The organism is Pseudosulfitobacter pseudonitzschiae, assembly GCF_900129395.1.
GTDB lineage: Bacteria > Pseudomonadota > Alphaproteobacteria > Rhodobacterales > Rhodobacteraceae > Pseudosulfitobacter > Pseudosulfitobacter pseudonitzschiae.
In genome coordinates this window covers 117,567-130,868 of record NZ_FQVP01000003.1, presented here as the reverse complement: position 1 = coordinate 130,868, position 13,302 = coordinate 117,567, and the positions used below count along the sequence as shown (strand labels likewise).

Genomic DNA, 13,302 nt, shown 5'->3' with positions numbered 1-13,302 from the left:
CAAACAAGGACCGGCGCAATCGTGGAACAGTTCGGCGCAGAGTTGTGGTTGTCTGACGGCCCCATCGTCACAGGTGCGGCGGGTTTCCGGTTTCCGACACGCATGGCCGTGATCCGGCTGCCGAACGAGGGCGGGCTTTGGGTTTGGTCACCGGTGGCCCTGACACAGGACCAGCGCCATGCGGTCGATGCGCTTGGCCCGGTTCGTCACATCATCGCCCCGAACAGCCTGCACCACACGTACCTTGCCGACTGGGCGACAGGCTATCCTGATGCGGTGGTTCACGCGGCCCCCGGCCTGGAGGAACAGATTGCCGGAACATCGATCCATTCCACGCTGGGTGATCCGCCCGATCCCGCTTGGGCAAATACGATTGAACAGGTCATCGTGCCCGGCAACCGGATCACGACCGAAGTGGTGTTCTTTCACCGGCCATCCGCCACGGTTCTGGTGACCGACCTTGTGCAGCAGATCCCGCAGGGCTGGTATCGCGGCTGGCGTGCGGTGGTGGCCCGACTGGACCTGATGACGGCCCCCGTCCCTTCCGTGCCACGCAAGTTCCGCATGGCAACCACCGACAAAACCGCAAGCCGTGACGCGGTGCGGCGCATCCTGGAATGGCCCGCCGAACGCCTTGTGATGGCGCATGGCGCCCCGCTTGGCTCGGGTGGACAGCAAGCGCTGCGGCACGCGTTCCGATGGCTGATGCGATAGCCGGTCCACCGGGCACCGCGCCACAGCCGGATGCACCTCAAACCGGCCTCAGGCCACCAGCTTCGCCGCCTTTTTCAGATCGACCGAGACAAGCTGGCTGACGCCCTGTTCGCCCATAGTCACCCCGAACAGCCGGTCCATGCGCGCCATCGTCACCGCGTGGTGCGTGATGATCAGGAACCGCGTGTCGGTCTGGCGGCACATCTCGTCCAGCAGGTCACAGAACCGCGTCACGTTGGCATCATCCAGCGGCGCGTCGACCTCGTCCAGCACACAGATCGGAGCGGGGTTCGCCAGGAAGACCGCAAAGATCAGCGCCATCGCCGTCAGCGTCTGCTCGCCCCCCGACAACAGGCTCAGCGTCGACAGCTTCTTGCCCGGCGGCTGACACATGATCTCCAGACCGGCCTCCAGCGGATCATCCGATTCCACCATCACCAGGTTGGCCTCGCCGCCGCCGAACAGATGCGTGAACAACAACGAAAAGTTGCTGTTCACCTGCTCGAACGCCGTCAGCAACCGTTCACGCCCCTCGCGGTTCAGGCTGGCAATGCCCGAGCGCAACGTCTTGATCGCCTCTTCCAGATCGGCCTTTTCACTGACCAGCGTGTCATGCTCTTCCTGCACCTCGCGCGCGTCTTCCTCGGCGCGCAGGTTCACCGCGCCCAGGGCTTCGCGCTGGCGTTTCAGACGGTTCACGTCCGCTTCCAATGCGTCCGACCGGGGCATCTGGCCGGGGTCCACATCCAGCGCGGTCAGCAATTGGTTCGGCGTTTGCTGCTGCTCTTCGGCGATGCGTTCGGCTGCGGCCTGCACGGTTTCGCGCGCGGCTTCGGCGCGGGCCTCGCTGGCCGCACGCGCCTCGCGCGCTTCGGATGCGGCGCGCTCTGCCTCGCGCTCGGCCACTGTCGCCTCGCGCAGCACGCCCTCGGCCACGCTCAGCGCATCGGTGGCGGCGGCCTTGCGGTCCTCCGCCTCGGCCATCATCTCGGACAGGTCGGCGCGTTTGGCGGCCAGCTCGGTGGGCACGGCCTGCGCCGCCTTCAACTCGGCCTCGGATTGGGCCTTGCGCTCGACCAGTTCGGCGCTGCGTTTCTCGGCCGTTTCCAACCGGTGCCGCCAGCCGGACAGCTCCTTGGTCACCTCTTGCGACCGCCGTGTGCGGGCCTCGCCCTCGCGGCGCAATTCGTCCTGCGCCGACCGGCGCGACATCATGGTGATCCGCGCCGCCTCGACCGTCATGCGCAGGTCTTCGACAGCCGCGCGCGCCTCGTCCACGTCATCCAGCTCATCCAGCGCCCGTTGCGCCTCCTGCACGCGGGACCGGGCGGCCATCGCCTCTTCCTCGTGGCGTTTCACCGCCATCGACAACGATTCCAGCCGTCCCTCGGCCAGGTTCCGGTCGGCCTCGGCCCGGCTCAATGCACGGCCCGCATCGGCCACCAGTCGATCCGCCTCGCGCCGCGCCTCGCGCGCGGCCTTGTCGGCGTTCGACAACTCGGACAGCCGCGCCGTCAGCGCCTCATGCGCCGACCGCGCGCCTTCGGCCCGCTGGCTCGCGTGCTCAAGACCCTGTTTCAACTCCTCCAGCCGGTTCAGCTGTTGCAACCGCAACGCTGCTGCCGATGGCGCATCCTCGGCCCAGGCACGGAACCCGTCCCAGCGCCACAGATCCCCCTCGGGCGACACCAGCCGCTGACCCGGTTTCAACTGCTCTTGCAAGCGCGCGGCATCCTCGGAGTCACACAGCCCGATCTGCGACATGCGACGGGTCAGAACCTCGGGCACCGACACGTGCTGGGTGATGGGCGTAACCCCTGCGGGCAGCGGTTGATCGCTGTCATAGGCAGGCAACACAGCCCAGCCAGACGGGCCGTCGCCATCAACCTGAGGCGCGCGCAAATCGTCGGCCAGCGCGGCCCCCAATGCCTTTTCAAAGCCCTTCTGAACCTGCAACCGGTCCAGGATCTGCCCGCCCTCGGCCGTGTCCCGCTCGACCAGTTTCGCTAGGGCACCCACCTCGGCGCGCAGAGCGTTCATCTCGCCCTCGGCCTCCGAGCGTTCGGCGCGGGCATCGGCCTCGCGGGTCTGCGCATCGGCCCGGGCAATCTCGGCGGCGGTCAGGGCGGCATCGGCCCGCTGCGCGGTTTCCTCGGCCACGCGCGACGCCTGTTCGGCGGCCTCGAAATCGCTGCCCGCCTTGGTCAGCGCCGTCTGCGAGGCCGCAACCGCATCGCGCGCCTTGGCTGCCTCGCTTTCCGATCGGTCCTCGGTCTTGCGGCTGTCATCCAGCAGCCGCTGCGCCGAGCCATGGCGCGCCAACAGACGGGCAACATCCTCGGTCTGCGTGCCCAGATCCGCCTCGCGGTCCTGCAAGACCGATGCGGCCTCGTGCGCAGCGTCAACAGCCGCTTCCAGACGGTCCTCGTGCCCCTCGGAGGCCTTGCGCAGCTCGGTCTGTTCCCATTCCAGCCGCTCGATGGTCTCGCCCGCATCGCGGTTCAACCCGCCCTCGCGTTCGATGTCACGGCCAAGCTGGTCGATCCGGCCCACCAGCGTTTCAATCGTGCGCAGCGCCTGCGCTTCCTGATCCGTCAACGTGTCGCGCTGCACGATCAGGCGTTGCACCAAGGCGGCGGCAATTGCCTCTTCCTCGCGCAGGGCAGGCAGCCCGTCCTCGGCAGCCGCCCGCGCCTTGATCGCGGTCTGAACCCGCGCCTCGGCCTGCGCCGCTGCCGTCACACGGGCGCGCAACGCCTCGTCCGCAGTGGCGCGCGCATCGTCGGCCTCGCGCCAGCGGCGGTACAGCAACATGCCCTCGGTCCGGCGCAATTCCGTGCCAATCTCGCGATACCGCGCCGCTTGCCGCGCCTGCCGCGCCAGTTGCGCCAGTTGCGCCGCCAACTGTTCCACCACGTCATCGACGCGGGTCAGGTTGGCTTCGGCCCCCTTCAGCTTCAGCTCGGCCTCGTGGCGGCGCTGGTACAGGCCAGAAATGCCCGCCGCCTCTTCCAGAATGCGGCGGCGGCTTTTGGGTTTGGCGTTGATCAGCTCCGAGATTTGCCCCTGCCGCACCAGCGCGGGCGAATGCGCCCCGGTCGAGGCATCGGCAAACAGCATCTGCACGTCGCGGGCCCGCACGTCCTTGCCGCCCGCCTTATAAGCGCTGCCCACGTCGCGGGTGATGCGGCGGACGATGTCGATATGATCGTGGTCGTTGAACCCTGCCGGCGCCAGCCGGTCCGAGTTGTCGATGTGCAGGCTGACCTCGGCAAAGTTGCGGGCGGGCCGTGTCGCGGCACCCGCGAAAATCACGTCTTCCATTCCGCCGCCGCGCATCGCTGTGGGACGGTTTTCCCCCATCACCCAGCGCAGCGCCTCAAGCAGGTTCGACTTGCCACAGCCGTTCGGCCCCACGACGCCGGTCAGACCATCGGCGATGATCAGGTCGGTGGGGTCCACAAAGCTTTTGAAGCCCGTGAGTTTCAGCTTGGTAAAGCGCAAATGCCTGCCTTTGGTCCGATTCCAATGAGCACAAGGATGGCGGAGGCCACGCCAAGCTGTCAACGACAACCGCTAGGGAGGGCGGTGAACCGCGTAGTTATCCACAAGATATTGCGGTTTCGCGGCGAAATCATAGGGTTTGACAGAATCGCGGACCTCAGGCTTGATCCCAGCAACACAAAGCGGAGACTTGAAATGAAGCGAATCCCCCTGATCCTCGGTGCCATCTTGCTGGCCAGCCCCGTGTGGGCGCATCACCCACTGGGCGGAATGCCCATGGAAACCCTGGCTCACGGGGTGCTGTCCGGTCTGGCGCATCCGGTGCTCGGCTTTGACCATCTGTTTTTCGTGATTGCGGTCGGGCTGGCGGCTGGCGCACTCGGGCGTCCTTTCACCGCGCCATTGGCCTATGTGCTGGCGATGGCCGTGGGATGTGGCATCGGCGCACTTGACGGACCGCTGCCGCTGCAAGAGGTGGCGATTGCCCTGTCGCTGGTCGCACTTGGCGCTGTGCTTGTCCTGGGGCGGCTGCGGTACAGCCCGTTGCTTTTTGTCGGCTTTGGCCTGTTTCACGGCAGTGCCTTTGCCGGTGCCCTTGCCGGTGTGGAAGCGTCGGCGAGCATGACCGTCCTGACGGGCTACCTGGCCGGGCTGGTCGCGGTGCAGTTTGCCATTGCCAGCGGCATCGCCTTGATGACCCAGGGTCGCAAGATTTCCCTGGCCGGGGCAGCCGTGGCCGGTGTCGGCGTCTTCCTGACCCTAGAGCAGATCGAGACGCCATTGCTGGCGCTTGTCACAGGCTAGACCGGATCACAATGGTAGTCCCGCGAGGGACCAATCGTTCTCACCGTATAACACGCAAAGTGACCGTCCGCCTGAATGGGCTGTTTCGGCGGGCCGTCACCACAATCCAGCAATCCGGTGGCCAGCGCCTGATCGCCGCGCACCTCTGTCACCTTGCACCCGGACACCTGTTCCATCGCCACGCGCGCCCGGTCGCGGATCGGACCAAAGCGGGGCGCGTATTCGGGATTGACCCGCAACGCCTCGGCCAGCCGGTCGCGCACGCGCACGTCAAAGGTCGAGCCATCCACCGTGACCCGCGTGGCCGGAAGGCCACGGAAATGCGGGCCGGGGGTGTTGCAGGCGGTCAGAGCCACGCCAATCAGGATCAGAATATATGTACGCATTCAGTCAAATTACGTACAACTTCCTTAACAACTGGTGAAAGCCTGCACAGCCTGCCCTTTACCCCGGCGGGGTGGTGGTCATATGATTTGACCAATTCCAAAAGGAGCCCGGATGCCCTTTCGCCCCGTTACCCCCGAAAAGCTGTCTTCAGCCGTGGTGCGCCAGATTGAAAAGCTGATCCTGCGCGGCATCCTGCGCCCCGGCGAACGCCTGCCGTCCGAACGTGAACTGGCCGACCGGATGGGCGTGTCGCGCCCCTCGCTGCGCGAGGCGATCGGCAGCTTGCAGGACACCGGCCTGCTGACCGCCCGCCCCGGTGCCGGGGTCTTTGTCGCCGATGTGCTGGGCTCGGCCTTTGCGCCTGCGCTGACGCAACTGTTTGCGCGCCACGACGAGGCAGTGTTCGACTACCTGTCCTTTCGCCGTGACATGGAGGGGCTGGCGGCAGAGCGGGCGGCGCGGTTGGGATCGGACACCGACCTGCAAGTCGTGCAGACCATCTTTGACAAGATGGTCGCAGCACACCCGGCCCGCAATGCAGATGCCGAAAGCGCGCTGGACGCACAGTTTCACATGGCCATCGTCGAAGCGTCCCATAACGTCATCATGCTGCATATGATGCGGTCCATGTACGACCTGCTGCGCAACGGCGTGTTCTACAACCGTCAGGTCATGTTCAAACAGCGCACCACCCGAAGTGCCCTGCTGGACCAGCACCGCGCCATCAACGACGCCCTGCAGGCCCGCGACCCGGACGCCGCCCGCGCAGCGGTCGAGGCGCATCTGGACTACGTCGAACGCGCCCTGCGCGACCAGCAAAAGGCGCAGCGCAACGAAGACGTGGCGCGGCAACGGCTGGATCATGAAACGCAGGGCTGATGTTTGTCGCGCATTTGCCCGCCGCCTATCTGGCCGTGCGCGCGATACGTCCCGATGCATCCCGCACAGTGATGGCCGCCATTCTGGCAGGCTCGGTGCTGCCGGACCTGGACCTGCTGTGGTTCTACCTTGTGGACGCCCGCCAGCACCACCATCACGACTATCTCACACACAAACCTCTGGTTTGGGCATTGCTTGCGCTGGCCGGATGGGCACGCGGCAGCGCGATTGCCGTCGGTGTTGCAGCCGGAGCCTTGTTGCACATGATGCTGGACAGCATCGCGGGCCAGATCACATGGGGCTGGCCTTTCACGACCTGGGCCGCAACTCTGGTCGTTGTGCCCGCGACGCGCGATTGGTGGGTCGCATCGTTCCTGCTGCACTGGACCTTTGCCGTTGAAATCGCGATTTGCACGGCGGCATCTGTCGTCTGGTTCGTGTCAGGCAAACGCATCTAACCGCCCAAAACGAAAAAACCCGAGGCACAGGCCCCGGGTTCTAAATCTCATGCAATCCGGTCAGGGATCAGTGCAGCTTGGCATCCACCTGGCCGATGGCCTCGTCGATCAGCTTGTTGGCCTCGGTCGCGGTCATCTGCTTGGCGATCACGTCACGGGCCGCCTGAATGGCGATGGTCACAGCCTGATCACGCACTTCTTTCACGGCCGAAGCTTCTGCCGACGCGATCTGACCCTCGGCTGCCGCGATGCGACGGGCGATGGATTTTTTCAGATCTTCGCGGGCTTCTTCCGCCGCGACTGTGGCTTCTTCCTTGGCAGCGGCGACGATCCGGTCCGCTTGCTCCTGAACTTCTTTCTGCTTGCGCTCATAGCTGGCCAGCAGGGTTTGGGCCTCTTCGCGCAGGGCGCGGGCTTCTTCCAGTTCGGATTTGATACCTGACGCGCGCTTGTCCAGCATCCCCATCAGCGTACCGGGCACCTTGAGGTACAGCAGAACGCCAACAAAGATCAGGAACGCGATCAGCACCACAAAGTCGGTGTTGCGCAGCGAGAAGAACGGGCCGCTGGCCGCAAAGGCAGGCGAGGCCGACAGGACGAGGGACAGGGCGATCAGTTTTTTCATCGTCTTATCCTTTCATCCGTGCGTTGACCGCAGCCGTCACGGTGCGGGCATCCGCCGTGCCACCCAACGCCACGATCAGTTCCTTGGCGGTGTCCTTGGCGACATCCTTGACAGCGGCAAGCGCGCCTTCGCGGATTTCGGCAATGGCTTTTTCGCCTTCGGCTGTGCGTTCGGCAATCTCGGCGTCAGCTTTCTTGATGGCAACATCAAGATCGGCTTTCATCTCGGCCTTGGCGGCGTCGATGATACGGCCGGCTTCGGCACGGGCATCGGCCAGCGCCTGATCATAGGCTGCTTCGGCTTCGAGAGCCTTGGCTTTCAGATCTTCGGCTGCCGCGATGTTGTTTGTGATCGTGCCCTGACGTTCGGCCAGAATGGCGGCGATCCGGGGCAGAGCGATGCGTGACAGAATAAAATAGATCACGACCAGGGTGACAAGCAGCCAGAAGATCTGGTTGCCGAACCATGCGTCACACAGCTGCGGCATGCCGATGGCGCTGCCAGCTGCATCCGTGCAGGTTCCTGCGACCTCTAGGTCAATAGGTTCAGTTGCCATCATGGCCTCCAGTCAAACAATCAGTCCAATGGGCGGCACGGCTGACCGCGCCGCCCAATGCGTAAGGAATAATCGTCAGACGCTTAGACGGCGAACATCAGCAGCAGAGCGACGAGGAACGAGAAGATCCCCAGGGCTTCTGCGAACGCGATGCCGATGAACATGGTTGCGGTCTGGCCTGCGGCAGCCGACGGGTTGCGCAGGGCGCCCGCCAGGAAGTTGCCAACAACGTTGCCCACACCGATGGCTGCGCCACCCATGCCGACGGAGGCCAGGCCTGCGCCGATGAATTGACCCATTTGTGCGATATCGCCTTCCATGATTTTCTCCTTACGATGGAATTTTGATTTGCGTAGTAGACCGAACCTTAGTGCGCAGGGTGCAGAGCATCCTTCAGGTACACGCAGGTCAGAATGGTAAAGACGTAGGCCTGGATAAAGGACACCAGAACCTCAAGCCCGTAGATTGCGGCAATGGCTGCGATCGAAATCGGCGCGATGGCCGTGACCGCGGCAAATGCTGCGAAAACTTTGATAACAGCGTGGCCCGCCATCATGTTGCCCGCCAAACGAATGGAGTGGCTGACAGGGCGCACGAAGTACGAGATGATTTCGATAACGGCCAGGATCGGGCGCAGCGGCAGCGGCGCGGCCGAAACCCAGAACAGGCCCAGAAACTTGAACCCGTGCAGGACAAAGCCCAAGATCGTCACCGCCAGGAACACCGCCATGGCCAGCAGAGCCGTCACCGCGATGTGCGACGTGGGCGTGAAAGCGGTGGGCAGCAGGCCCAGGAAGTTGGCGACAACGATGAACATGAACAGCGTCATGATGTAGGGGAAGTATTTCACCCCGTCCTTGCCGGTCACGTCTTCGACCATCTTGTAGATAAAGCCATAGGCCAGCTCGGCCACCGACTGACCGCGCGAGGGGATCACGGCGCGGCGCGACGTGGTCAGCACCATGATCGCAAAGATCGCCAGAACGGCCAGACCCAGCCAAAGCGTCACGTTCGTGGGCGTGTACCAGAACACCGGATCACCGGCGTGGCCGAACAGCGGCTTGACCAGGAACTGGTCCATAGGGTGAAAGACCAGACCACCGTCCGCACCGTGTGCGGCATCGGCACCATGTGCCATGTCTGCGCCGGTTGTGGCTGCTGCGCTGTGTGCTTCGTCTGCCATTCTCAGGGCCCTTCGTCTGTGCCCCGCGGGGCGTCGTCACTGTCGGCCGCTTTGGCCATTCCGTCTCTCTGCATTTCGCGGGCGCTGCGTATCATCACGTTCACGCCGGCCGCGAAGCCGAGAAGTATGAACAGGATCATCAGCCAGGGCTTGGTGCCCAAAAGGCTGTCGAGCCCGTATCCGATCCCGAAACCGATCCCCAGACCGGTCACAAGTTCGATCACCATCCGCCAGGCCATCTGGGCCTGAGAGTGGTGGTCGTCGTAGTGGTGGGCCTCGGGCTTGTCTTCACCCTTCAGGGCTTTGATCTTGGCCTCGAGATCCCGCATACGCTGCTGTTCTTCTGGCCCCGCCACGCGGTGTCCCCCACTTGGAAACTTGAGGGGATAGCTACGGTGATGCGGGTTTTGAGTCAATGGCGGGGTGCGCCGGAAAGAAATCACTCTAACCGACTGATTTCAAATGGTATATCAGGTTTCATTTTCGCGCTTTGCGAGTCCGCCCTTGGCCCCGAACCCGAACGATGGGCCGTTTTCCATATTCAACCGTTTGGTTGATCTTCCTGCCCAGCGCCACCGCGCCAGGGTGCGGCCTGCTCCAGCATCCAGTCGGAAAAGATGCGGATCGCCCTGCGCCGCGCGCCACCCTGGGCCTGCACCAGATAGAACCCGCCATCGTGGAAACCGATATCGGACACCCGGTGCAACCGCCCCGCGGCCACGTCGTTGGCCACCACGTCGGAGGACACCATGTAAACGCCCTGCCCCGCCACCGCAGCCTCGATCGCCAGATGCGCCCGCATCCGCCATGTGGCATCAGTCTCGGGCGGCGGCAGGCCGGCAAGCCCGGCCCAGATCGCCCAGGTGTCCTTGAAACGGTCGCGCAAACGCGGATAGCGCAGCAGGTCCGCTGGGTCATCGGGGGCCACCGGGACCAGGGCGGGCGCGGCATAGGGATAGATCGGCGCGTCGCTCAGCAGGATCGCCTGCGGGTCGGACCCCGCAACCGCAAGGAAACGGATCGCGATATCCGCCTCGTAGCGTGCCACATCGGCCAGACCGGTCGACGCCTCAAGCCGGATTTCAATCTCAGGGTGGGCGGCGTGGAACAGCCCAAGACGCGGGACCAGCCATTTGGTTGCAAAAAGCGGCTCGGAATTCACCACAAGAACACCCGAAGGCCGCGCGGTCAGCCGGTCGGTTGCGGTGCTGATCCTTTCCAGCGCGCCAGACACATCCGCGAGGTACGCCGCCCCGTCCGGCGTCAGTGCCACGCCGCGCGGCAGGTCGCGGAACAGTTGCGCGCCCAGCCAATCCTCAAGTCCGCGCACATGGCGGCTGATTGACGAATGGCTGACGCGCAGCTCGTCTGCGGCACGGGAAAAGCTTTGATGACGGCCCGCCGCCTCGAAGGCGCGCAGGGCGTTGAGTGGGGGAAGCGGGCGTTGCATGGCATATATGTGCAGTTATTGCACATGTGCTGTCAAACTTATCTGGATTGAGCGGGCGGGAAATACGGCGCATCAACGTGGAAACCAGCTAATAACCGGGTGTTTCATGAAATGCTTTCGCACGGAAACCGCTGTGGGCGGACGGTACATTGTTGCCCAACCATCACGGATGAAACGGATCATCACGCTTTTCAGGCCCAAGCGTGAGCCACATATCACGCCGCATCTGGCCCGCGACATGGGGCTGGACGCCACCACGCACGCGCGCCTGACGCACCGCTGGCCGTCGCAGGGGCCGGTGCATCCGCGCTGGTGACGCTTCTATTCGGCTCCGCGTCCCGCTATGACAGGCCATGACACATGATCTGGACCAGATTTTCGCAGCACTGGCCGACCCGACGCGGCGGGCGATCCTGACGATGTTGCTTGAGGATGATATGGCCGTCACCGACGTGGCCGAGCCGTTCCAGATGTCGCTGGCTGCGATTTCAAAGCATTTGACGATCCTGACCCGCGCCGGCCTGATTGCCCAGGAAAAACGCGGTCGGGTCAAATGGTGCAAGCTGGAGCCGGACGCGATGCGCACCGCGTCGATCTGGATGCAGGGTTTCGGGCAATTCGAGCCCGTAAATCTGGAAGCATTCGAACGTTTCTTGGCAATCGAGCTGGACAATGATGTCCAGCTCGATCCTTCAGAACGTTAATTTTGGTCGCGGTTCAGGAGCGGTTCAGACCAGGCCTGCCAGACGCAAAATGGCCAGAACGACGACAACGACGCCGATGATGTAAAAAATACCACGCATGACAGATCCTTCAGTTATTCGATTTGTGAAGGGTTAACGTTGCATCGATCTGAAAAGTTCCCGCGCCGATCACTTTCCGCTCACGGCACTGTCATCACGCAGCAGCAGGTAAAGCGCCAGTATCGTCAGCGCCACGCCGATCAGGATCATTCCCCCCGGCACACCGTTGCCCAGCAGGATCTCCCACACGATCACCCACGACGGGGTCAGGTAGGTATAGGCCATCACCTTGGCCGAGGGCAGGCGCAGGGTTGCGAATTGCAGCAACACAAAGGTCGCGGCACTGGCAAAGACCGCGATATAGACCAGCGTAATCCACACGATCGCAGGCAGGTTCAGCCAGTCGGTCGCCATGATGTCGGACCAGCCGTAAAGGGTCAGCAGCAAACACCCCGCGATCAGCGTGCCCAAGGTGAACACCACCGCAGGCTCGCCCCGGTTCAGCTTGCGCACCATCGGTGTGTAAAGCGCGTGACTGACGCAGCCGACGAAATAAATCGCCTCGCCCCGCCCGATCTCGAAACGCGTCAGCGCCTGTATGTCGGCGCGAAAGATCACCCAGACCGCGCCCACGGCACCAATCGCCAGCGCCAGCGCCATCCTTGGTGTGGTGACCTGCCGCAACAGCAACCAGCCGAACCCGCCCGCCAGGACCGGGGTCAGGGTGAACACCGCCGCAGCACTGACGGCGGGCGCGGTTTTCAGCCCTTCGAACATCAGTACAAAATAGATGCCAAACAGCCCGCCCAGCACCAGATAGCGCCAGGGTGCCTGCCAATGGACCGCCCGCGCCTTGCCCGTGGCGGCAACCACCGCACCGATGACGGCGGCCGCCAGCGCGAACCGCGCCGCGTTCAGGGCCGCGGGTTCAATCGCATTGGCGGCCTGAACCCCCAGTGAAAACGATCCCGCCACCAATGCCGAAAAGGCCAGCATCGCCAGATGCCCCTGCGCACCTGCGCCAAGCTTTGACGTCACAGGTCCCAACCTTTGGCCTCGGCCTTGAGAAAGGTCAGGAACGCCTGAACCTTGGTCGTGCGGTGCAGATCGACATGGGTCACCAGCCAAAGCGCCGCGGACCATTCATCGCCCTCGGGCGGGAACACCTCGACCAGATCGGGGTTTGCCCGGGCTTCCAGAATCGAAGCGAAACCGATGCCCGCACCGCTGAGGATGGCCTGTTCAATGGCGCGGTCCTCGTCGCTGCGAAAGCTGAAGGTGGCCTCGGGCACCTTTTCCCGTATCCAATTGTTAAACGGTGCGCGGCTTTGGTCGTCGCTGGTGCCGACAAAGCGATGGCCGACACAATCGGCCCAGGTTTTTGGCAAGCCATAGTCATCAACATAGCGGCGCGACGCAAAAAGCCCCATGCGCTGGCGGGACAGCGCCTGGACCACGTTGTCGGGTTGCGAGGGCGGCGACCCTGTGCGGATGGCCACATGTGCCTCGCCGTATTCCAGCCGGAACAGGCGCGTGCCTGTCAGATAGCGGATAACAACTTCAGGGTTCTTGCGTTGGAATTCGGTCAAAAGCGGCACCATGCGCGGGACCAGTGACGTCAAAGACGTGATCACCAGATCGCCCGAAACTCCGGCACCGCGCCCCTTGATACGTCCGACCAGCTGGCTGAACTGGTCATCCGTTGCCTTGGCCACGCGCAGCAGGTCCTCACCGGCTTCGGTCGCGGTATAACCCCGCGCGTGCCGCTGGAACAGCCTGACCCCCAACCGCTGCTCTAACGCATCGATGTGACGGATCACCGTGGCATGGTGCACGCCCAGCACCTCGGCCGCGCCGCTGACGGTGCCGATGCGTGCAACCTGATAGGCGGTTTTGATTTCGTCCCAATTTTCCATGCGAAGACCATCCAGCTAAATATGTGCGTTTTTCAACATGCGCTGTGAGTTTTGGCCAATTGCGTGTAAATTTACAATGCCTA

The 13,302-nt window shown here is 63.7% G+C and carries 16 protein-coding genes; 6 read left to right on the top strand and 10 right to left on the bottom strand.

From position 1 onward, the window contains the following. Positions 1-21 precede the first annotated feature (21 nt). Positions 22-714 (top strand): DUF4336 domain-containing protein, encoded by a 693-nt coding sequence (locus tag BUC08_RS08630; protein ID WP_234973751.1) that lies wholly within the window; start codon positions 22-24, stop codon positions 712-714. A 48-nt stretch (positions 715-762) separates the two neighbouring features. On the opposite strand, the gene smc is transcribed toward BUC08_RS08630, so the two are convergent. Continuing rightward, positions 763-4,218 carry a chromosome segregation protein SMC gene (gene smc / locus BUC08_RS08625; protein WP_037928032.1) on the bottom strand — a complete coding sequence of 1,152 codons (3,456 nt, stop codon included), beginning with the start codon at positions 4,216-4,218 and terminating at the stop codon, positions 763-765. Between the two features lie 195 nt (positions 4,219-4,413). On the opposite strand from smc, the gene BUC08_RS08620 reads away from it, so the two are divergent. Then, entirely contained in the window at positions 4,414-5,022 is a 609-nt protein-coding gene (locus BUC08_RS08620; RefSeq protein ID WP_037928030.1) for a HupE/UreJ family protein, read from the top strand. Here the strand turns inward: BUC08_RS08620 and BUC08_RS08615 are convergent. Then, a complete protein-coding gene (locus BUC08_RS08615; RefSeq protein WP_073194186.1) occupies positions 5,019-5,408 on the bottom strand; it encodes a hypothetical protein in 390 nt (129 codons plus the stop codon). The two genes, BUC08_RS08620 and BUC08_RS08615, sit on opposite strands and share 4 nt — an antisense overlap. A 112-nt stretch (positions 5,409-5,520) precedes the next feature. Between BUC08_RS08615 and BUC08_RS08610 the strand changes: the two genes are divergently transcribed. Both BUC08_RS08610 and BUC08_RS08605 read left to right on the top strand, forming a co-directional pair. Continuing rightward, a complete protein-coding gene (locus tag BUC08_RS08610) occupies positions 5,521-6,288 on the top strand; it encodes a FadR/GntR family transcriptional regulator (protein ID WP_037928028.1) in 768 nt (255 codons plus the stop codon). Next, the gene (locus BUC08_RS08605; RefSeq protein WP_037928026.1) at positions 6,288-6,746 is read left to right on the top strand and encodes a metal-dependent hydrolase; all 459 of its coding nucleotides are present in this window, start codon (positions 6,288-6,290) and stop codon (positions 6,744-6,746) included. The genes BUC08_RS08610 and BUC08_RS08605 overlap by 1 nt, the downstream gene beginning before the upstream one ends. Positions 6,747-6,813: 67 nt before the next feature. Here the strand turns inward: BUC08_RS08605 and BUC08_RS08600 are convergent, their stop codons facing one another. From BUC08_RS08600 to BUC08_RS08575, 6 genes are all read right to left on the bottom strand, one after another. Beyond that, complete coding sequence (locus tag BUC08_RS08600) at positions 6,814-7,371, bottom strand: F0F1 ATP synthase subunit B (protein WP_037928023.1); 558 nt, start codon at positions 7,369-7,371, stop codon at positions 6,814-6,816. Positions 7,372-7,375: 4 nt separating this feature from the next. Next, positions 7,376-7,927: a F0F1 ATP synthase subunit B' gene (locus BUC08_RS08595; RefSeq protein ID WP_037928193.1), complete on the bottom strand. Its 552-nt coding sequence runs from the start codon at positions 7,925-7,927 to the stop codon at positions 7,376-7,378. An 83-nt stretch (positions 7,928-8,010) separates the two neighbouring features. Next, entirely contained in the window at positions 8,011-8,247 is a 237-nt protein-coding gene (locus tag BUC08_RS08590) for a F0F1 ATP synthase subunit C (RefSeq protein WP_028957161.1), read from the bottom strand. A gap of 47 nt (positions 8,248-8,294) precedes the next feature. Then, positions 8,295-9,065, bottom strand: coding sequence for a F0F1 ATP synthase subunit A (locus BUC08_RS08585; protein ID WP_028957160.1), 771 nt, complete (start codon positions 9,063-9,065; stop codon positions 8,295-8,297). 47 nt (positions 9,066-9,112) lie between these two features. After that, positions 9,113-9,439, bottom strand: a complete 327-nt coding sequence (locus tag BUC08_RS08580; protein WP_073194184.1) for an AtpZ/AtpI family protein — start codon at positions 9,437-9,439, stop codon at positions 9,113-9,115. A gap of 212 nt (positions 9,440-9,651) precedes the next feature. Continuing rightward, a complete protein-coding gene (locus BUC08_RS08575; protein WP_037928020.1) occupies positions 9,652-10,560 on the bottom strand; it encodes a LysR substrate-binding domain-containing protein in 909 nt (302 codons plus the stop codon). Positions 10,561-10,666: 106 nt separating this feature from the next. Between BUC08_RS08575 and BUC08_RS08570 the strand changes: the two genes are divergently transcribed. Both BUC08_RS08570 and BUC08_RS08565 read left to right on the top strand, forming a co-directional pair. After that, complete coding sequence (locus BUC08_RS08570) at positions 10,667-10,876, top strand: hypothetical protein (RefSeq protein WP_037928018.1); 210 nt, start codon at positions 10,667-10,669, stop codon at positions 10,874-10,876. A 37-nt stretch (positions 10,877-10,913) separates the two neighbouring features. Further along, positions 10,914-11,264 carry an ArsR/SmtB family transcription factor gene (locus BUC08_RS08565; RefSeq protein WP_037928015.1) on the top strand — a complete coding sequence of 117 codons (351 nt, stop codon included), beginning with the start codon at positions 10,914-10,916 and terminating at the stop codon, positions 11,262-11,264. 168 nt (positions 11,265-11,432) lie between these two features. On the opposite strand, the gene BUC08_RS08560 is transcribed toward BUC08_RS08565, so the two are convergent. Together BUC08_RS08560 and BUC08_RS08555 are read right to left on the bottom strand one after the other, a co-directional pair. Next, positions 11,433-12,299: a DMT family transporter gene (locus tag BUC08_RS08560; protein ID WP_037928190.1), complete on the bottom strand. Its 867-nt coding sequence runs from the start codon at positions 12,297-12,299 to the stop codon at positions 11,433-11,435. Between the two features lie 38 nt (positions 12,300-12,337). After that, positions 12,338-13,219 (bottom strand): LysR family transcriptional regulator, encoded by an 882-nt coding sequence (locus BUC08_RS08555; protein ID WP_037928012.1) that lies wholly within the window; start codon positions 13,217-13,219, stop codon positions 12,338-12,340. Between the last annotated feature and the right edge of the window lie 83 nt (positions 13,220-13,302).

What these genes read in the sequence shown, in the direction of transcription:
- BUC08_RS08620 (WP_037928030.1), top strand. Translation starts at nt 4,414, where the DNA reads ATGAAGCGAATCCCCCTGATCCTCGGTGCCATCTTGCTGGCCAGCCCC.
- BUC08_RS08615 (WP_073194186.1), bottom strand. Translation starts at nt 5,408, where the DNA reads ATGCGTACATATATTCTGATCCTGATTGGCGTGGCTCTGACCGCCTGC.
- BUC08_RS08610 (WP_037928028.1), top strand. Translation starts at nt 5,521, where the DNA reads ATGCCCTTTCGCCCCGTTACCCCCGAAAAGCTGTCTTCAGCCGTGGTG.
- BUC08_RS08605 (WP_037928026.1), top strand. Translation starts at nt 6,288, where the DNA reads ATGTTTGTCGCGCATTTGCCCGCCGCCTATCTGGCCGTGCGCGCGATA.
- BUC08_RS08600 (WP_037928023.1), bottom strand. Translation starts at nt 7,371, where the DNA reads ATGAAAAAACTGATCGCCCTGTCCCTCGTCCTGTCGGCCTCGCCTGCC.
- BUC08_RS08595 (WP_037928193.1), bottom strand. Translation starts at nt 7,927, where the DNA reads ATGGCAACTGAACCTATTGACCTAGAGGTCGCAGGAACCTGCACGGAT.
- BUC08_RS08590 (WP_028957161.1), bottom strand. Translation starts at nt 8,247, where the DNA reads ATGGAAGGCGATATCGCACAAATGGGTCAATTCATCGGCGCAGGCCTG.
- BUC08_RS08585 (WP_028957160.1), bottom strand. Translation starts at nt 9,065, where the DNA reads ATGGCACATGGTGCCGATGCCGCACACGGTGCGGACGGTGGTCTGGTC.
- BUC08_RS08580 (WP_073194184.1), bottom strand. Translation starts at nt 9,439, where the DNA reads ATGCGGGATCTCGAGGCCAAGATCAAAGCCCTGAAGGGTGAAGACAAG.
- BUC08_RS08575 (WP_037928020.1), bottom strand. Translation starts at nt 10,560, where the DNA reads ATGCAACGCCCGCTTCCCCCACTCAACGCCCTGCGCGCCTTCGAGGCG.
- BUC08_RS08570 (WP_037928018.1), top strand. Translation starts at nt 10,667, where the DNA reads ATGAAATGCTTTCGCACGGAAACCGCTGTGGGCGGACGGTACATTGTT.
- BUC08_RS08565 (WP_037928015.1), top strand. Translation starts at nt 10,914, where the DNA reads ATGACACATGATCTGGACCAGATTTTCGCAGCACTGGCCGACCCGACG.
- BUC08_RS08560 (WP_037928190.1), bottom strand. Translation starts at nt 12,299, where the DNA reads ATGCTGGCCTTTTCGGCATTGGTGGCGGGATCGTTTTCACTGGGGGTT.
- BUC08_RS08555 (WP_037928012.1), bottom strand. Translation starts at nt 13,219, where the DNA reads ATGGAAAATTGGGACGAAATCAAAACCGCCTATCAGGTTGCACGCATC.